This is a genomic window from bacterium, from assembly GCA_016708315.1.
Lineage (GTDB): Bacteria > Zixibacteria > MSB-5A5 > CAIYYT01 > CAIYYT01 > JADJGC01.
On the sequence record JADJGC010000023.1, the window covers coordinates 745,034 to 761,928 of the forward strand.

18 protein-coding genes and 2 tRNA genes are annotated in these 16,895 nt (G+C 51.2%); 7 read left to right on the forward strand and 13 right to left on the reverse strand.

The window, feature by feature from the left end; all coding sequences use genetic code 11:
* Positions 1 to 200: 200 nt before the first annotated feature.
* Positions 201 to 1,169 (reverse strand): HPr(Ser) kinase/phosphatase, encoded by a 969-nt coding sequence (gene hprK / locus IPH59_15540; protein MBK7093105.1) that lies wholly within the window; start codon positions 1,167 to 1,169, stop codon positions 201 to 203.
* Positions 1,170 to 1,391: 222 nt separating this feature from the next.
* Between hprK and IPH59_15545 the strand changes: the two genes are divergently transcribed.
* Positions 1,392 to 2,003, forward strand: a complete 612-nt coding sequence (locus IPH59_15545) for a hypothetical protein (GenBank protein MBK7093106.1) — start codon at positions 1,392 to 1,394, stop codon at positions 2,001 to 2,003.
* Between the two features lie 184 nt (positions 2,004 to 2,187).
* On the opposite strand, the gene raiA is transcribed toward IPH59_15545, so the two are convergent.
* The 9 genes from raiA to IPH59_15590 all read right to left on the reverse strand — a co-directional run bounded on the left by raiA (position 2,188) and on the right by IPH59_15590 (position 11,555).
* The gene (raiA, locus tag IPH59_15550; GenBank protein ID MBK7093107.1) at positions 2,188 to 2,544 is read right to left on the reverse strand and encodes a ribosome-associated translation inhibitor RaiA; all 357 of its coding nucleotides are present in this window, start codon (positions 2,542 to 2,544) and stop codon (positions 2,188 to 2,190) included.
* A gap of 44 nt (positions 2,545 to 2,588) precedes the next feature.
* Positions 2,589 to 3,542 (reverse strand): class II fructose-bisphosphatase, encoded by a 954-nt coding sequence (gene glpX / locus IPH59_15555; protein ID MBK7093108.1) that lies wholly within the window; start codon positions 3,540 to 3,542, stop codon positions 2,589 to 2,591.
* Positions 3,543 to 3,673: 131 nt separating this feature from the next.
* Complete coding sequence (gene rpoN, locus IPH59_15560) at positions 3,674 to 5,074, reverse strand: RNA polymerase factor sigma-54 (GenBank protein ID MBK7093109.1); 1,401 nt, start codon at positions 5,072 to 5,074, stop codon at positions 3,674 to 3,676.
* Positions 5,075 to 5,182: 108 nt separating this feature from the next.
* Positions 5,183 to 5,872, reverse strand: a complete 690-nt coding sequence (gene lptB / locus IPH59_15565) for an LPS export ABC transporter ATP-binding protein (GenBank protein ID MBK7093110.1) — start codon at positions 5,870 to 5,872, stop codon at positions 5,183 to 5,185.
* Positions 5,873 to 5,952: 80 nt separating this feature from the next.
* A complete protein-coding gene (locus tag IPH59_15570) occupies positions 5,953 to 6,654 on the reverse strand; it encodes an ABC transporter ATP-binding protein (GenBank protein ID MBK7093111.1) in 702 nt (233 codons plus the stop codon).
* Between the two features lie 18 nt (positions 6,655 to 6,672).
* Entirely contained in the window at positions 6,673 to 7,923 is a 1,251-nt protein-coding gene (locus tag IPH59_15575; GenBank protein MBK7093112.1) for an ABC transporter permease, read from the reverse strand.
* A 1-nt stretch (position 7,924) separates the two neighbouring features.
* On the reverse strand, positions 7,925 to 9,166 hold the full coding sequence (locus IPH59_15580; GenBank protein ID MBK7093113.1) for an ABC transporter permease: 1,242 nt from the start codon (positions 9,164 to 9,166) through the stop codon (positions 7,925 to 7,927).
* Between the two features lies 1 nt (position 9,167).
* Positions 9,168 to 10,259 (reverse strand): efflux RND transporter periplasmic adaptor subunit, encoded by a 1,092-nt coding sequence (locus IPH59_15585; GenBank protein ID MBK7093114.1) that lies wholly within the window; start codon positions 10,257 to 10,259, stop codon positions 9,168 to 9,170.
* A gap of 159 nt (positions 10,260 to 10,418) precedes the next feature.
* Positions 10,419 to 11,555 (reverse strand): saccharopine dehydrogenase NADP-binding domain-containing protein, encoded by a 1,137-nt coding sequence (locus IPH59_15590; protein ID MBK7093115.1) that lies wholly within the window; start codon positions 11,553 to 11,555, stop codon positions 10,419 to 10,421.
* Between the two features lie 224 nt (positions 11,556 to 11,779).
* Between IPH59_15590 and IPH59_15595 the strand changes: the two genes are divergently transcribed.
* From IPH59_15595 to IPH59_15620, 6 genes are all read left to right on the forward strand, one after another.
* Complete coding sequence (locus IPH59_15595; GenBank protein MBK7093116.1) at positions 11,780 to 12,019, forward strand: hypothetical protein; 240 nt, start codon at positions 11,780 to 11,782, stop codon at positions 12,017 to 12,019.
* Between the two features lie 107 nt (positions 12,020 to 12,126).
* A tRNA-Asp gene (locus IPH59_15600) sits at positions 12,127 to 12,203 on the forward strand.
* A gap of 363 nt (positions 12,204 to 12,566) precedes the next feature.
* A complete protein-coding gene (locus IPH59_15605; GenBank protein MBK7093117.1) occupies positions 12,567 to 13,175 on the forward strand; it encodes a hypothetical protein in 609 nt (202 codons plus the stop codon).
* A gap of 12 nt (positions 13,176 to 13,187) precedes the next feature.
* Complete coding sequence (locus IPH59_15610; protein ID MBK7093118.1) at positions 13,188 to 13,493, forward strand: transcriptional regulator; 306 nt, start codon at positions 13,188 to 13,190, stop codon at positions 13,491 to 13,493.
* Positions 13,494 to 14,058: 565 nt separating this feature from the next.
* Positions 14,059 to 14,132: transfer RNA gene (locus IPH59_15615), tRNA-Val, on the forward strand.
* 17 nt (positions 14,133 to 14,149) lie between these two features.
* Positions 14,150 to 14,404: a GIY-YIG nuclease family protein gene (locus IPH59_15620; GenBank protein ID MBK7093119.1), complete on the forward strand. Its 255-nt coding sequence runs from the start codon at positions 14,150 to 14,152 to the stop codon at positions 14,402 to 14,404.
* Between the two features lie 157 nt (positions 14,405 to 14,561).
* On the opposite strand, the gene IPH59_15625 is transcribed toward IPH59_15620, so the two are convergent.
* The 3 genes from IPH59_15625 to IPH59_15635 all read right to left on the reverse strand — a co-directional run bounded on the left by IPH59_15625 (position 14,562) and on the right by IPH59_15635 (position 16,886).
* A complete protein-coding gene (locus IPH59_15625; protein ID MBK7093120.1) occupies positions 14,562 to 15,152 on the reverse strand; it encodes a 50S ribosomal protein L25 in 591 nt (196 codons plus the stop codon).
* 17 nt (positions 15,153 to 15,169) lie between these two features.
* A complete protein-coding gene (locus IPH59_15630) occupies positions 15,170 to 16,105 on the reverse strand; it encodes a ribose-phosphate pyrophosphokinase (protein MBK7093121.1) in 936 nt (311 codons plus the stop codon).
* A gap of 157 nt (positions 16,106 to 16,262) precedes the next feature.
* Positions 16,263 to 16,886 (reverse strand): outer membrane beta-barrel protein, encoded by a 624-nt coding sequence (locus IPH59_15635; protein MBK7093122.1) that lies wholly within the window; start codon positions 16,884 to 16,886, stop codon positions 16,263 to 16,265.
* Positions 16,887 to 16,895 lie beyond the last annotated feature (9 nt).

The window sequence follows — 16,895 nt, forward strand, 5'->3', positions numbered from 1 at the left end:
ACCTCCATCACTTTCACTTCAAGCGACGCTTCTACCTGCGTCATATCGCTACATTATACGCAACCCGCCGGTAAGTTCACCAGCGAATTCGATTCGATACATTAAACGGTGTTGGGGGAGTTACAGTTCCAGAAATCGGAACGCTCCGGCGAGCTTGCCGCCGGGAAGGCACATCATATCAACGGGATACGGTGATTCAGCTATTCGAAATCCGACTCGAGATAGTCCATCGTCATTTGCTGGCGGTGGATGCGTTCCGACAGGCGCTTGGACAACGCTTCCGCCGCGTTTTCACCATAGACCTTGAGCATATGATTCATCGCGATCACTTCGGAAATGACGGTGATATTCTTGCCGGGCGAAATCGGAATCGTGACGACCGGAATTTCAACGCCAAGCACCGTCGTGTAGCGCTCTTCCAATCCAAGGCGTTCATACTGCGAGCCGCCTTCCCAGACCGAGAGCCGGACCTCAACCTCGACGCGCTTCTGCAAACGGATAGCGCGAATACCAAACAGCTTCTCGATATCAATTACGCCGATGCCGCGCACTTCCATGTGATGCCCCAGCAGTTCGTTGCTCTGCCCGATGATTGTCGATTGCGCTTTGCGGGTGATCTTGACCATGTCGTCGGCGACCAGGCGATGTCCGCGCTCGACCAAGTCGAGTGCGCATTCCGATTTGCCGATTCCCGACTTGCCGGTATACAACAGGCCGACGCCGTACACATCGACGAGCGTGCCGTGCTTGGTTATTGATGGCGCGAAGATGTTATCGAGAATTGTCGAAAGGCGCGTGATGAAGTCGGTTGTCGACATCCGCGTTGACAATAGCGGCACTTTGGCGCGGTCGGCAACTTCCATCATTTCCTTTGTCGGAGCGATTCCCTTGGTCACAACCAAAACCGGCACCGGAAACGAAGTGAGTTTCTCCATCGATTCGGTGCGCTGTTTCGGCGACAGCGAAGTCAGATATGTCAGCTCGGTTTCACCGAATACCTGCACGCGCTTATAGGCAAATCTGTCGGTATAACCTGCCAACGCCAGACCTGGGCGGAAGATTTCGTTGGTTTGGATTGCGCGGTCGACGCCTTCGGCGCCGGCAAGTAGCGTCATGTCGAGAATCTCTCGACGTTCTTTCATTAATTTTTCAACGGTAAGTGCGGCCATAATTGCTTTCCTCGGAAGTCAATCTATGCGCTTGAATGTGAAAAGCAATAAATAATATAGATTTGAGCAGGACGGATGAGGCTCCGTGGGTGGCAGACGCCCATCGGCCGTCCCAGAAGTCAAGTCAGAGACAGGTGCCCCACCGCTTGCGGTGGGATAGTCCGTGGTCGGCAGACGTCACGTACATACTCGTTTCGACTAAGGTGAAATAGGACTATTGAAATGATACGACCTTTGGCTGTCATTCTATTTCTTGTCGCACTGGGCTTGTGCCAAGACGCGCAAGCTCAGGACAAGAATGTCACATCGCAGCCTGTAACCGATACAATGGCGAAAACCTCGACAGCGGTTCACGATTCTACTCAAAGCAAAGCACTTGAAGTGATGAATACCTTGCGCAGATGGAAGGACGATACTGCGCTGATCAAGTTCATCACGGGACTCGGCTACAAGACCAAGGGCCGATCGACACAATCATTTGACTCGGTGTTTGTAAGATACGTCAATTCGGACGAGTATGACCCGGAGTTTGTGTCTGAATTCGGAATACGCATTACGGCAATCTCTATCTTTCTCTTCCAACTTTCTGAGCCGTTCAGAGCCCGGTTAGAAAAGGATTCCACAATTGTCGAGCCTGATTCAGCAAACATAATCGAGAGACGCGCTCTCACGATGGTCGGCTGGCCGGCGCTGGAACGTGTTTGTAACGAAAACGGAATCGAATTCCCGCCTCCGCTACCTCCGCTTCTACATTCGAAGCTGAGAAAGGTGCTTCCTCTCGATCCCAGTACTCCCGACTATGACCTCAAGAGAGGACTTGAGAAACTCCAGTAGGCTTACAGGCAGGTAACAGACGCCGATGTTTGCTGTGCGTTGTTCATGGTGGTCAATGCAAATGTCCGACTGAAGTCGGACCCACAGACTTCTTGCTTCATTTGCGCTCGGTTTAGACAACAAAACGGCGGCAGGAATCGCTTCCCACCGCCGTTATTTCTGGATACAATTTCAGAATCAGCGCTTAGTACTCGACCTCGTCAACCTTTGTTGAAAGGTCAACCTTGGCTTTCTTCTCAGAAAGACCCTTCTGATCGCGCTCTTTGAGTTTGCCTTTGTGCTTCTTCAGTTGCGCAGCCATCTTATCTGTCACCATTTCGATAGTTGCGAACATATCTTCAGTCGAAGCCTTCGACACTAATTTCGATTTTGAGACCGTCATGGTCAACTCGCCCTCGCAGCGAAACGCGTCCTGCGACAGCACGAGATTGGCGGAAATAATGTTGTCGAAAAACTTATCCAACTTCTCGATTTCACTAATTGCCCGCGCCTTGATCTTGTCCTCCACTTCATAACGCCGTCCGGTGACTTTGATTTGCATAAACGGCTCCTTTCCCACTGAAGGATATTATCCTTCGAAAAAGTTTATTCAGGTCCACTGTGATAGTGGTGAAATGTTTCGATAAAACGGATCGTGCGTGTTTGCAGGCGCATCACCACCGAGTGGGTGTTTGAGCCTTCGCGGCTGAACCGTACTCCATCGAGCAGTTCGCCGTCGGTGACGCCGGTCGCACAGAACATCACATCGTGTCCCATCGCCAGTTCGTCGGACTTGTAAATCTTGTCCAGATCTTTGACACCCATTCTGGTCGCGCGCTCGCGCTCTTCGTTGTTCTGAAAGCGCAATTTGCCCTGTATCTCTCCACCGAGGCATCGTAATGCCGCCGCAGCCAAAACGCCTTCCGGGGCGCCGCCGATACCCATCAATACATCTACGCCGGTATCGGGCCGGGCAGTGGCAATTGCTGCCGAAACGTCCCCATCTGATATAAGCCGGATACGGGCTCCAAGTTTCCTAATTCGTGCAATTAAATCATTATGTCGCGGCCGGTCGAGGACGGCAATCGTCAACTCTTCCATTTTCATCTTCTTGGCTTCGCGAATCTGCTGGAGGTTGGTCTCAAACGGCTTGTCGAGGTCGATAGCTTCGCGCGCCTGATACCCGACAGCGATCTTCTCCATGTAGGTATCCGGAGCGTGCAGGAAGCATCCGCTCGGTCCCAAGGCCACGACCGACATGGCGTTCGGGCGGCCATAAGCGCAAGAATCGGTGCATTCCAGAGGGTCAAGGGCAATATCCATCGCCTTGCCGGTGCCTTTGCCGACCTTCTCGCCGATATAGAGCATCGGTGCCTCGTCGCGTTCCCCTTCGCCGATTACCACTGTGCCATTGAAATCGAGGGCATTGAAGCGTTCGCGCATCGACTCGACAGCAGCCCGGTCGGCTGAGTCTTTGTCGCCGCGCCCCATCCACTGGGCACAGGAAAGCGCTGCCGCCTCAGTCACCCGCACCATTTCCAATGCCATATTTCTATCCATGGGTCAGCGCTGTATATATGATGTTAAACGGGGTTTCGAAAGAAAAGAAAGTTGATTCTGGAGGACCATGTGCTCTTCTATCAAAAAATGCCAATCGGGTCCGAAAGCGCCTCTGCCGGCGCGATCACTTTTTAGGTTGCACGGCGGCGGAAACGCGCCGGCAAGATTTTGAGTTCTTCGCGGTATTTGGTGACCGTGCGCCGGGCGATCTTGATATCCTTTTCGGTCAGCATCTGGAATATCTCCTGATCCGACAACGGTTTGGCCGCGTCTTCCTTGGCGATGATTTCCTCAATTAGCTGCTTCACCGAACGCTTGGCTACCTCTTCGCCATCCTGCATTTTCACACCGGAGTTGAAGAAGTATTTTATCTCAAAGACGCCGTGCGGAGTCTGCACGTACTTGTCGGAGGATACACGCGAAATCGTGGCCACATTCATTTCGACGATGGTGGCGATGTCTTCCATAGTGAGCGGGCGAAGATGCTCTACTCCGCGCTCAAACCACTCCATCTGCTCTGTCACAATGGCATGCATGACGCGAATCATTGTGTTGCGACGCTGGTTGATGGCATTCAACAGCCAGCGAGCTTGTTCGAGTTTCTCGCGGACATATACCTTTGTCTCTTTGGGTGTATTATTGCCGCGTTTGAGCAGTTCCTTGTAACCGGCGTTAACGCGCAGTTGCGGGATGTTGCGGTCATTGTGCGAAATCACCCACTCATCACCGACCTTGTCGACAATCAAGTCTGGGACAACTGCGGCGGCGGCACGCGAGAAACGGCCATAAGCCGGACGCGGCGAAAGTCCTTTGATGACTTCCATTGCTTCTTGCACCCGCTCGAGCGAAACGCCCATTGATTTCGATAGCTGTTGGAAGCTCTTCTTATCGAGTGATTCGAGATGCTCTTCGACGATTCGATAGACCAGATTGTTATCGATGTGGCGATCACGCAACTGCAGCAATAACGACTCTTTTAAGTCGCGCGCACCGACACCGGGCGGGTCAAAACGCTGAATCTTGATCAGTATCCGCTCGACCTTTTCCGGATCGACCTTGAGCTGCTCGCCCAATTCTTCAATCGAACAGGAGAGATAACCGGCCTCATCGATATTACCAATGATAAACTCGCCGATTTCGATATCATCTCCCGTAAGTTTGAGATAGGTTAACTGCTCAAGCAGATGTTCATAGAGAGACTTTTCACCGGCAACGCTAAACTCCGGCATCTCTTCGCCGTCACCGGTCTTGAATTCTTTATAATTGTAGTCTTCATTGTCGCGGAGATATTCATCCCAGTCAATCTTCTCATCGTCTTTTTTGGCGGGAGTCTCGGCTACGAGATCAGTAGCAGCTTTGTCTTGCTCGAGTTCGAGTTCCTGGACTTCGATTTCTTCAAGGAGAGGATTGACCGAGAGTTCTTGGCGCAACACCTGCTCGAGCTTGAGGATCGGCATCTGGAGCATTTTCAGCGATTGAATGAGCTGTGGAGCGAGCTTGAGTGAGAGTTTCTGAGTCAGTTCCAATCGCATATTATCTAGTTGCCCTGTATGATGTTAACGCTTCCTGCTATCTGTTACTTCAGTTATCGGCTAATCTCGCGGTCAATTTAACCGGAAACTCTCGCCCAGATAAATCTTTCAGGCTTCCGGATCTGATGCCAAATACTCCGCCGTTCCAGCCTTAAGTATCTTGCCATCGCACATGATGTAAGCCCGATCAATTGTTTGCAATGTCTCGCGTACATTGTGGTCAGTAATTAGAATTCCGAGTCCCTTGTTCTTCAAGGTATCTATTATACGCTGAATATCCTCTACTGCAATTGGGTCGATTCCGGCAAATGGCTCATCCAGGAGCAAGAAACTTGGCCTTAGAACCAACGCGCGGGCAATTTCGACCCTGCGACGTTCGCCACCCGAAAGCTGATATCCTTTGGACTTGGCGAGACGCAGAACATCCAGTTCTTCCAATATCCCAGTAACCCGCTCGACACGTTCCTTCTTGCGCAATCTAAGCGTTTCCGCAACCGCCATGACATTCTGCCAAACGGTCAATTTCCTGAAAATCGATGGTTCCTGCGCTAGATAGCCTATACCCAATCGGGCGCGGCGATACATAGCCAATCCGGTGATAACCCGGTCATCCAGCAGAACCTTGCCTGACTGCGGACGGATGAATCCGATCACCATATAGAATGTCGTTGTCTTGCCGGCGCCGTTCGGTCCGAGAAGTCCAACAACCTCGCCTTGGTTGACTTCGATCGAGATTTCGTTAACGACCTTGCGTTTGCGATAGGTCTTGACCAGATCCAGACAATGCAGTTTCGCCATCAAGACTTATACTAATGTGTTTAGTGAGGAATGACCAGAATTTTGAGGCAATTAGGGCGCAGATTGCCCAATTTACCGCCCTAATGTTGCTCGGATGAGCCGTTTCCGTTGCCATTAAGGGACTGCACAATGACGCCGTCCTTGATCATGATCGTCCGTTTGGTCCGCTTGGCGACATTAGGGTCGTGGGTAATCATCAGTATCGTCGTTCCCGACTTCCACAGCTCTTCGAAGATATTCATAATCTCCGCTCCAGATCTGGAGTCGAGGTTGCCTGTGGGCTCGTCTGCGAGGATTAGTTTTGGGCTGTTTGCCAACGCACGAGCAATCGCCACGCGCTGCATTTCACCGCCGGACAATTCTGTCGGCTTGTGGTCCATACGGTCACCGAGCCCGACGCGAGTAAGCAACCGCGTGACAGTCTCTTTTCTATCTTTCTGGGATGCACCGGCGAAGATCATCGGCAATTCGACATTTTCGTAAGCAGTCGCATACGGCAACAAGTTGAAGTTCTGAAATACAAATCCAATCTTCTTGTTCCGGACTTCGGCAAGTTGATTACCATTGAATTGGTCTACCCGCTCGCCATCGAGGAAGAATTCACCCTCGGATGGCGTATCCAGACACCCGACGATATTCATCAGAGTCGATTTGCCGGAACCGGACGGTCCGACAATACTGACAAATTCGCCGCCCTTTAGTTCAAGATCCAATCCCTTGAGAGCTTCAACTGCGACCTTGCCGGTGGCGTAGAGTTTTCTAATGCCGTTCATCTTTATCATTGTGTCATTACCTCGTGCTTACTCGTATCTCAGCGATTCAACCGGGTTCACCGAAGCCGCTCTTCGCGCCGGGAAGAACCCCGCAATCAGGCCGATGAATCCAAGAATCGTAACTGTTACCAAACCTATTGTCATCGAAATAGTCGGTTTCCCTAACCATGTCAGTGCCTCGTTGTTGAGGTCTACTCTTTCAAAGAACCCGCATACGCCCTGCGCCACCAGTATTCCGATGAGCCCGCCGATACCGCAAATCAGAACTGCTTCAAGAATAAACTGTCCCATAATCTGGCGCTTCTTGGCGCCGAGGGCCATCTTGACACCGATCTCCACAGTACGCTCTTTGATGGCAGCATACATAATATTGGCGACTCCGACTCCGGCAATCGACAATGAGAAGAAACCCATCACGCCGAAAAACACTTGAAGTCCCAGCATGATTTTGTCCATCGTTTTCTGACCCTCGATTACATCCCAGATCGACATTGCGGCCTTGTCCTTCGGATCAAATTTCTGCCGCTTGCCGACGACCTCGTAGATTCGCGACTTAACAAACTCCGATTGGTTTACATCGCGCGGCTTGATCACAAGGTTGTTATACCGGAGATTGCCCCAGATTGCCGAATGTGTAGTCGCGGGAATTGCAACTTTGTTGTTGTCGGGACCGGAATAGGAACCCATCTGCTGTTTCTTGACCTGCACACCAATAACGGTAAACGGCATATTGTCGATTGTGATAATCTTGCCGACAGGGTCCTCAATCCCAAACAGCTCCGTCGCCATCTTATCGCCCAGAAATGCCACTCGGCGGCGTTTGCTCATGTCCAGTTCATTGATGAAGCGTCCACCCGGCATCGGATAGTGTGCCCGCATCGTTTCGAAACTTGGGAATAGTCCGTTGGTTCTTCCAGAGATGGTCTTCTTTCCATAGCTGATCGATGTCCCCCAATTGAAGTAGTCAGCTCCGACCTTTTCGATTTCGGGAATCTGCCGCTGGATTTCTTGCAAGTCTTCGGGGTAGAATCGAATTCGCCGTCCCTTGCCAAGACCTTCGTATGGAACCGTTGTCTGGCCACCCCAAATTATCAGGATGCCTTCGCCAAGTCCTTTGCTATTCTCGGCGAATTGCGCCTTGAGGCCTTCTGCAAATGCCAGCAACAGTACGATTGACAATGTACCCCACAGCACCGCAATCAGCGTAAGCGTCATGCGCTTCTTGTTGGCGCGCAAGTCGCGCCAGAACAACCTGACGAACAGCAGAGAGTTGATCATACTACAGCTTTAACGCCTGTACCGGGTTCATGTTGGCAGCTCGACGTGCCGGGAAGAAACTCGCCATCAGGCCGATGAATCCCAGAATCACGACAACAGCAAGTTTATCCTGTAGCGACAAAGTCGGAGTACCGACATAGTCTTTGATGTCAAACATGGGCGCGACTGAAATGATTATCTGGGCAATTCCATAGCCAATGCCGCCCCCTATCGTCGTTAAGATGAATGTCTCGAAAATGAATCCGAACAGCACAAAGCCCTTCTTGGCGCCAAGCGCCATCTTGATACCGATCTCTTTGGTTCGTTCTTCGACGACTACATACATGATGTTAGCCAAACCGATTCCGCCGACCATGAGCGTCATGAAACCGACAAAACCGACGAATAATCTCATCGCGACGAAGAACACCATGAAGCCATTGTCTTCGACCGTATCCCACATTGCCAATGCTTCGCGATCAGTCGGATCGAATTTGTATCTCTTGGAAAAGACCTCATAAGTTCGGTCAACTGCTTGTTTGTGAATCTCCAGTGTTTTCGCGCGAAATACGATGTTGTCAAGGTATCTGTCGCCATACGCAGTCTGGAATGTTGTCGTCGGAACGAAGCCCTTATCCTTGTCGCGGCCCGAGTAAGACGAATCCTGCTTCTTCTTCACCATGACGCCCACAACCGTGTAGGGTACATTGTCGAGCAACACTGCTTGTCCCACCGGATCAATTTCTGCTCCGAATATTTCGTCGCGCAATTCGTTGCCCAGGAAGATAACGCGACGCTTGTCGTTGACATCGATGTCATTCAAGAATCGCCCGCCCGGCTCAGGAGCAATGGTCCGCATCGGTGCGAACTCCGGATCAACGCCGGAAATTTGGATGAGTTTCGATTTCTTACCATTGCGAATCGTGATGTTACCGCGTTGAAACTCACCCGAGACGGCTTCAAGCTCTGGAATGTTCTGCCGCATCATGTTGATGTCTTCAGGGACAAAACCAAACCAACGGCCCTTGGGATAACCCGCATACGGTTTGCTGGTGTTGCTTGCCCACATGATGACGATATTGTCGCCAAGCCCTTTCATCTGTTCCTGCTGGTTGTTCTGCAATCCATAGCCGAAAGCAAGCAGACAGATTACCGTCACAGTGCCCCACGACAATCCGACCAGAGTCAGGAATGTGCGCAGTTTTTGTGCCCGCAAGTCATGCAGGAACTGCTTCATGTAGAGTTTCAGCGATGTTAACTGCATATTAGAACGGATTCACTGTTCCCGATTTTTCCGCCAGCATCTCACCCTCGGCTAATCCGGTCGTGACCTGTATCGTCACACCGTCCGAAAGCCCGGTTTCAATGGCACGCTCTTTCTTGCCGCCGATCGAGTCCAGCACCTGAACGAATGCCGAATCACTGCGGAAGTCTACGAGGCGTTCTGGAATTACGATGATGTCGCGCGCTTCCTTGATGATGATCTCAGCATTAGCCGAGTAACCGGCTCGGAGCTTGGAAAGGTCGACGTCTTTGAATCGCACTTCAACATCGAACACAGTTGCCGATTGCTCTTTGCGCGCTTTCGGGGAAATCCGCCACAATGTGCCGCTGACAGTATCCTTCGGTAATGCGCCAACCTTCAAAGTCACGGGCATACCTTCGGTGAGCTTGCCGACATCGATCTCATCGACAGTGCCACGGAAGATCAAATCGGTCATGTCAGCAAGGGTGATCAGAGCAGTACCGTCCTGATAGGAGGTGAGCGGCACCACCGGATCACCCTCATTGACGTTTTTCGAAAGTACCGACCCGGTGATGGGGGAGCGGATCGTACTCTCGACATTAACATTGGCAGTCTTGATGGCGCCGTTCTCAAGCAACTGCATCCGCTCTTTGGCGAGATTAAGTTGCAACTGCGCCTGCTCGAAACTGACCTTGCGGTCATCGTATTCTTGTTTGGAGATCAATTTCTTGTCGAAGAGCTCGATGGAACGATTGAACGCCGTGTTGGCATTGTCGAAGTTGATTTGCGCCACGTCGATGGAGCGCTGAGCTTCTGTGTACTCAAGCGGCGTCGGCTGGGGCGAAATGTCTATCAGTAGTTCGCCTTCCCTAACCACATCGCCGACTTCCTTATGAAGGCGCTTGACGATTCCGGAGATCTTTGACTTGACGAGGACTTCTTTGTAGGGCTGAATCGTTCCGATTGCCATCGCCTTTTCGATGATCTCGCCTTTCTCGACCTTGACTCCGTTCGCAGCCGTCTGCTTGCTGGAGTCGCCGCGATTAAACATCACCAGTACAATTACCGCCACGATAGCGACAACCAATACTGATAGTACTACCTTCTTCATGTATCAGTCCTTATGAGTGAATCTTATTATCATTCGACATTGAATTACCAATAGTGGTTACGCGATTTCGGCTGTGAAGTTTCACCGGATGATTAGGGGCATTGGTTCTTATGGCGGATTGAGACTCATATCCGCCATAAGTGAATGGCTGGAGAACTGCTATTTAAGCTCGATTTTCACGCCGATTCCGCGTTCGCCGAGATGTTCGATGAAGCGTCGGTGATCGATGCCTTGTTCCGAGCGAAGCGTGCCGCGTGTACTGATCGAGCCTTCGGCAATCATCTGCATCACAATCGCGGCTGAGTATGCCGTCGTGCGCTGCATCGCCGAATGGCCGGTCGCTTTGTCGAGGTAGTCTTCTATATAATATGTAGCAGTCTGGCGGCGATTGTTTTTCATACCGACGACTTCGACAAACACCAAGACCACATCGGGAGCATTTGACGGCAGATGTCTCTGCAGCACGTTGCGCAGCATCTGGTCAGGACTCAGCTTTGCGCCGTCGACATCATACTTGGTTTCGTCTGCCATGCCGATTTCGAAGAGGAATTTGATCTTCTCGAAATGACCGACATAGCGAATCGTCTTGTAGTCGAGTTCGCTGATTTTCTTCTCGAAAGTAAACGGCAAGGTCGATGCGCCACCGGAAGTGTGATATGCTTCCAGTTCCGGGAAGTTGGGCGGAAACGAAAGTCGTTCGCCTTCCGTCAAGCTCTGCAACTTCGTCAGTTGTCCGTCGCGAAGCACAACTGTCGGCTCGCGATACTCATTCAGCAGTCCCTCCGGCGAGAAGAATATAGCGTAGTTGAGCGGCGGTTTCGGATTTTGAGGAAGTCCGCCAACACGCAGCTTGACCGATTCCACTTTGTCGAACTGCGAAATGCCATCAGCCGCCAAGACCGAAGCCATTCCCGGCGCCAGGCCGCAATCAGGAATAATTGTTACTCCAGCTGCTGCTGCAAGATCAGAAAGCGCAAATTGAGCATCGACAACTGAATTGTTGCCACCAAGGTCGATGAAATGGGTTTTGTGTCGGATTGCGCATTCAGTCAAGGCACGATTGAGCTTGTAACTGGCGGAGCCGGCGGCAATATCAGCCTCCCGGACAAACGGCTCGAAAAACGCCTTGTCGGATAGGTCACCACGATGCTTCTCGACTTTCTCGCCGTTAATCGAGTCGAGGCGTGCTTGGTCAATGTCGAGAAGGATCACCTTTGTTGGTGAAGAGAACTTGATCAGATCATATACGAGCGCCTTGGACATCAGTCCGGCGCCGCAAACCAGAAATGTAGTCATTTAGTCATACTCCTGCTAATACAGTCGTTTCGCCCCGGGAGTCGCGTTGTTCCAAAGAAGTTAATAAGTTTTCGCATCGTGCCGCAAGTGATATGAAATCCGCGTTCGTTGATTGACGTATAAAGAATGACTTTGGGTGCAGGAAATTGGTCTGCATCTGAGCGGAAAAATTAGCTTGACGAACGCCGAATTAATGGTAATTTGCATTTCTCTGTGGAGGCCCGATGGCGCAGTTGAAGAAAGTTAGAGCATCTCGTCAAAGTGACGAGCTGCCGTTTGGAAAGAAGAACTGGATGATCCTTGGTGCGGCGCTTGCGTCGATCATCTTAGGATTCATTGCCCTCGCCTCCGGTTCGATTACGCTGGCGCCGATATTGCTCGTGCTCGGTTACTGTGTCCTGATTCCGATTGGAATCATGATTAAGGACAAGCCGGCTCAAGCAGAAGGAAATCAATCGGCGTAGGGCGCGCCTACAAGACAAGTTTGCCGGGGTCGTAGTTCAGTTGGTTAGAACGCCTGTCCCGACTCGTCGGGAAGGTCGCTGACCGAGAAGACATAAGTTAGTTTTACGGGGTCGTAGTTCAGTTGGTTAGAACGCCTGCCTGTCACGCAGGAGGTCGCGAGTTCGAGTCTCGTCGACCCCGCCATAAATCCTGACATCAATAGAATGCCTGTCCCGACTCGTCGGGAAGGTCGTCCCGATTTATCGGGAAGTCTCGTCGACCCCGCCATTTATATCTTCTTAACTCCCGATAAATTAACCGAGCGCTAAAACCGCTAACCTCACGCTCAGAAAACTCGCTGCCAGATCACTTTCTCCTCCTAAACTGCCTTCAAGAGTCCGAACACTCGATCAACGGGAGTCGAGCCCGGATTTGGCGGTTGTCATCTTCGCGCCGTGACTGAAACATCAATGTTGGACTAGAGTCTCTTGCAACAAACTGCTTGCAGGTTACGTATGTTCCAAGTACTTTGATTTACAGAGTACTTTGTTAACAGAAAGGAAGAAGATGGAAAACGCACGAGAGCAAGATTCGGACGCCCTCAAAATGCTGGCCATTGCAAGCGATATGATCGCGCGTACCAAGTCCACGGTAGTCGATAGAAGTGCCTATTACCTCGTGTGGGGGGCGCTGCTATTTGTCGCATGTATATCAACCTACATATTGGAACTAAGGGCTCCGGGAAGAGACATTTGGCTTCCCTGGGCGATCCTAATGCCGATCGGGGGCATCGTCAGTGGCGTTTTAACGATTCGGCACCGAAATCGTGCGCATGTCCAGACCTATGCGGAACACACTTACGATGGTGTGTGGCTCGCCACTGGGATAGCTGCCGCGGTAATCCTCTTCGGCAATCCCATTGTACACTATTTCCCGCCACGAGCAACGTACGTTCTGATTTCTCTCTTGGCAGGAATTGCCGTCTACTCTTCGGGACACATCATGGGGCTCTTGTCGTTCAAGTTGGGTGGATTGTCTTGGTGGTGTGGAGCTGTCATTATGATGCTACTCCCCGACAAATACCATCCGCTAATAATGGCATCCATTGTGATTCCGGGCTATTTAGTTCCTGGATACCTTCTGTGGCGAAGCGCGCGTAGCCTGAATGCAAAGTGACGTTCAATGACGATGAAATCCTTAGAGCCACTTGATCTCATGATACACGCACCCCTACGATTGGCGGTGATGACAATCTTAGCCGGTGTTCGGGAGGCGGATTTTGTGTTTCTGCGAGATTCGACCGGTGCCACCGATGGCAATCTGAGTACCCATCTCCAAAAACTGGAAGAGGCCAAATACGTTCGTGTAGTGAAAGCATTTGAGGACAGAAAGCCGAAGACCCGATTCACTCTGACGGCCGTGGGGCGACAGGCTTATGCGGTCTATATCGAAGCGCTACAGGAGTACATCAAGGTATCAAAACAAGCGAAATAGGATCGATTGATCAGCAGTGCTCTAATGTGTTCCAACGTCTTCCGTCAGTTAGAGCATAGTGAAACCGCTCTGAAAAGCTGAAACTCACAAGAGTATGTAGAGAGTGAGGTCGGGTCCGCCATAAATTACTCGCTAACACACATCAAAGCTTCAGGGCGGTTAGCTCAGTTGGTTGGAGCATCCCGACTTCATCGGGAGAGTCACTGGCTCCTCTCCGGAAACAGGCAGACAATTTCTAGAACGGAAGCTCGGTTTCACTAACATCAACTTCTTCAGTTGCCCTTCAAGAGTTCATTTAGTATAATGCCAAATATCGGGCGGTTAGCTCAGTTGGTTAGAGCATCCCGACTTCATCGGGAGAGTCACTGGTTCCTCTCCGGAAACAGGCAGACAATTTCTAGAACGGAAGCTCGGTTTCACTAACATCAACTTCTTCAGTTGCCCTTCAAGAATTCATTTAGTATAATGCCAAACATCGGGCGGTTAGCTCAGTTGGTTGGAGCATCCCGACTTCATCGGGAGAGTCACTGGATGAGCTCAATACCCGGACAAGACTATAGACTTTGGGCGGTTAGCTCAGTTGGTTAGAGCATCTGCTTTACACGCAGAGGGTCACTGGTTCGAATCCAGTACTGCCCAGATTTTGACCCGGGGAAATGGCAGTATATCTCTACATACTTCGCAGTGAAAAGAACGGGCACTTCTACACCGGAATCGCAGCCGATGTTGACGATCGGTTGAAGCGGCATAATGGCGGACGCTCAATCTCCACCAAATCGGGTCGACCGTGGCAATTGGTCTACACGGAGCAGTTTCCTGATCGTTCATTAGCTATGAAGCGGGAAAGCGAAATCAAATCCTGGAAAAGCCGTGCGATGATTGAATCCCTGATCGCCATTGCACTTCCGTAACAGTCCACCAACAAAAAAACGGCCGACACTGCTGTCGACCGTTTGTAGATTGGTGAGAAGTTAAGACTACTTCTTGTCGTCTTTTTCCTTCTGACGCTCTTCCGCCTTCTTCTCGGCGATAACTTCCGGCTCTTTGGCTTCGTCAGTCTCAGCGCCTTCAACACCCTCGCCGGCTTCCGGCAACTTCGAAACAGTCGGCGGCTGTACCGAGACGATCGTGCGATGCGGATCCGGAAACGATTTCGATTTTTTCCAGCTTTAGGTCCTCGACATGCACGGCATCGCCGATTCCCAGCTTGCTGACATCGACTTCAATGTGCGTCGGAATGTCGGTCGGCAAACAGGAGACTTCCAGTTCGCGCATGATGAATTCCTGCACACCACCACCGGAGCGCACACCATCAGCAACACCGATAAGATGCACCGGCACCGCGATGATGATCTTCTTGGTCAGATCGACGCGTTGAAAATCGACATGCACGACTTTGTTGGTGACCGGATGATGCTGAACATCCTTGAGCAGTACCTTGACGGCATTGCTCTTGCCGATAGCCAGATCGACCAGCACGTTTTCGCTCGAAGCACTGTGCAGCATCTTGTGCAGGGTGCGGCTATTGATTCCCAGCATGACCGGCTTGTCTTCAAGACCATACAAAATGCCGGGGACATTGCCCGCCGTACGCATTTTGCGCGTCACGCTCTTTCCGGCGCCGGAGCGAACTTCGGCATCCAAATGTAACTCGTTCATCGTTACTCCTCTATTAATTAATCAAATAACTTCGAGACTGATTCTTCGTGCCAGATGCGGCGAATCGCTTCGCCGAACATATCCGCTGTCGACAACTCCTTGAACTTGGAAGGCAGCTTGTCGATGTCGCGCAGTATCGTATCGGTAATTACCATCTCGGTAATCGGCGAATCCTGAATTCGTTCGATGGCTTTTCCCGACAAAACTCCGTGCGTAGCACATACTAATATATCAAGAGCACCCTGCTTCTTGAGGGCTTCCGCACCCAAAACGACCGTGCCCGCTGTATCAACGATGTCATCACGGATGATGACGTTCTTGTCCTTGACGTCGCCGATGATATTCAAGACTTCGGCTTCGTTGGCTTCGATGCGCCGCTTGTCAATGATTGCCAGCGGGCAATGAAGCTCTTTTGCAAATGCGCGCGCCATCTTGATCGAGCCGACATCCGCCGAAACCGAAACCAGATTCTGGATTCGTTTGGCGCGGAAATAGTCGAAGAATATCCGGCTCGCATACAAGTGGTCATGCGGTATATCAAAGAACCCCTGCAGCTGTGAAGCGTGCAGGTCCATCGTGATTACGCGGTCGGCACCGGCAGTGGTGATCAGATTCGCCACCAGCTTGGCGGTTATCGAAACGCGCGGTTGATCTTTACGATCTTGCCGAGCGTAGCCGTAATACGGTATTACAGCGGTGATGCGTTTGGCTGAAGCTCGCCGCGCGGCATCGATCATGATCAGCAATTCCAGCAGGTTTTCACCCGGCGGGTTCGTCGGTTGAATAATGAACAGATCCGAACCACGGATATTCTGATTGATCTGCACCCGCACTTCGCCGTCAGAGAATCGCCGGACATCGCATTCGGTCAACGGCACTCCCGTGTATTGGGCAATCTTCTGTGCGAGAGGCAGGTTGGCCGTACCGGCAATTATCTTAAGAGCGTTCAGCATCCCATCCTCCAAAAAGAGAACCTTTATAATAAGGGTGACGGCGGAAAAATCAAGGGGGAAATGAGAAATGACTACTTTGAAGGGACATCAAAGCGAGATTTCATGCTCTGAGAGAATGCAACGCAATGAGATTTAGCGAGTTAGATGATACGGAATTCTATCGAAACGCTACACCAAACTGCAGTGGGATAATATGCACCCGCGGCTTATCGGTGAACAATACGGTGTATCGTGCTTCGAAAAATAGGAAGCTCTTGGAGCTAAGATGCACATTGAATCCCGCGCCGGCATTCAATCCAAATGCCGATTGCCCCTTGCCGTCGATCACGGTCTGGATAACGTCATTCTGCACGCTTTCCGAGAAAAGAATATCCCCTGCAATAAATCGCGCCACAGTCGCTCCGCCCGTCAGGAACAGCGACTCGCCCGACCTTGCCCGCGAAAACGAGTACTTGAGATTAAGCGATCCGGTTAACACGGATGCGCTTCCCTCTTCCACCTGATTGTTCTTCTCGAATGCATCAATCGACTTGAGGTATGCCTCTTTATCGAGAGGAAGATTACTAATCTGGATGTTTCCCAACAGCATCAATTGATCGGTCAGTGTATAGCCGAGACCAATGCCGAGGTGCAAACCGGCATTGTAGAGATTGGTCAGTTCCTTGTCGTAGACCGGGTATGCCACTCCGCCGGTTATGAAATACTGAAAATCCCCGCCGCGAACCGCCGGAGAAGCAAACAGAATGACAATCGCAATTATGAAGCCGTTGACTAGTCGCATAGCAATTGA

What these genes read in the sequence shown, in the direction of transcription:
- lptB (MBK7093110.1), bottom strand. Translation starts at nt 5,872, where the DNA reads ATGGCGAAACTGCATTGTCTGGATCTGGTCAAGACCTATCGCAAACGC.
- raiA (MBK7093107.1), bottom strand. Translation starts at nt 2,544, where the DNA reads ATGCAAATCAAAGTCACCGGACGGCGTTATGAAGTGGAGGACAAGATC.
- IPH59_15620 (MBK7093119.1), top strand. Translation starts at nt 14,150, where the DNA reads ATGGCAGTATATCTCTACATACTTCGCAGTGAAAAGAACGGGCACTTC.
- IPH59_15595 (MBK7093116.1), top strand. Translation starts at nt 11,780, where the DNA reads ATGGCGCAGTTGAAGAAAGTTAGAGCATCTCGTCAAAGTGACGAGCTG.
- IPH59_15585 (MBK7093114.1), bottom strand. Translation starts at nt 10,259, where the DNA reads ATGAAGAAGGTAGTACTATCAGTATTGGTTGTCGCTATCGTGGCGGTA.
- IPH59_15575 (MBK7093112.1), bottom strand. Translation starts at nt 7,923, where the DNA reads ATGATCAACTCTCTGCTGTTCGTCAGGTTGTTCTGGCGCGACTTGCGC.
- IPH59_15605 (MBK7093117.1), top strand. Translation starts at nt 12,567, where the DNA reads ATGGAAAACGCACGAGAGCAAGATTCGGACGCCCTCAAAATGCTGGCC.
- IPH59_15580 (MBK7093113.1), bottom strand. Translation starts at nt 9,166, where the DNA reads ATGCAGTTAACATCGCTGAAACTCTACATGAAGCAGTTCCTGCATGAC.
- rpoN (MBK7093109.1), bottom strand. Translation starts at nt 5,074, where the DNA reads ATGCGATTGGAACTGACTCAGAAACTCTCACTCAAGCTCGCTCCACAG.
- glpX (MBK7093108.1), bottom strand. Translation starts at nt 3,542, where the DNA reads ATGGATAGAAATATGGCATTGGAAATGGTGCGGGTGACTGAGGCGGCA.
- IPH59_15545 (MBK7093106.1), top strand. Translation starts at nt 1,392, where the DNA reads ATGATACGACCTTTGGCTGTCATTCTATTTCTTGTCGCACTGGGCTTG.
- IPH59_15625 (MBK7093120.1), bottom strand. Translation starts at nt 15,152, where the DNA reads ATGAACGAGTTACATTTGGATGCCGAAGTTCGCTCCGGCGCCGGAAAG.
- IPH59_15630 (MBK7093121.1), bottom strand. Translation starts at nt 16,105, where the DNA reads ATGCTGAACGCTCTTAAGATAATTGCCGGTACGGCCAACCTGCCTCTC.
- hprK (MBK7093105.1), bottom strand. Translation starts at nt 1,169, where the DNA reads ATGGCCGCACTTACCGTTGAAAAATTAATGAAAGAACGTCGAGAGATT.
- IPH59_15570 (MBK7093111.1), bottom strand. Translation starts at nt 6,654, where the DNA reads ATGATAAAGATGAACGGCATTAGAAAACTCTACGCCACCGGCAAGGTC.
- IPH59_15635 (MBK7093122.1), bottom strand. Translation starts at nt 16,886, where the DNA reads ATGCGACTAGTCAACGGCTTCATAATTGCGATTGTCATTCTGTTTGCT.
- IPH59_15610 (MBK7093118.1), top strand. Translation starts at nt 13,188, where the DNA reads ATGAAATCCTTAGAGCCACTTGATCTCATGATACACGCACCCCTACGA.
- IPH59_15590 (MBK7093115.1), bottom strand. Translation starts at nt 11,555, where the DNA reads ATGACTACATTTCTGGTTTGCGGCGCCGGACTGATGTCCAAGGCGCTC.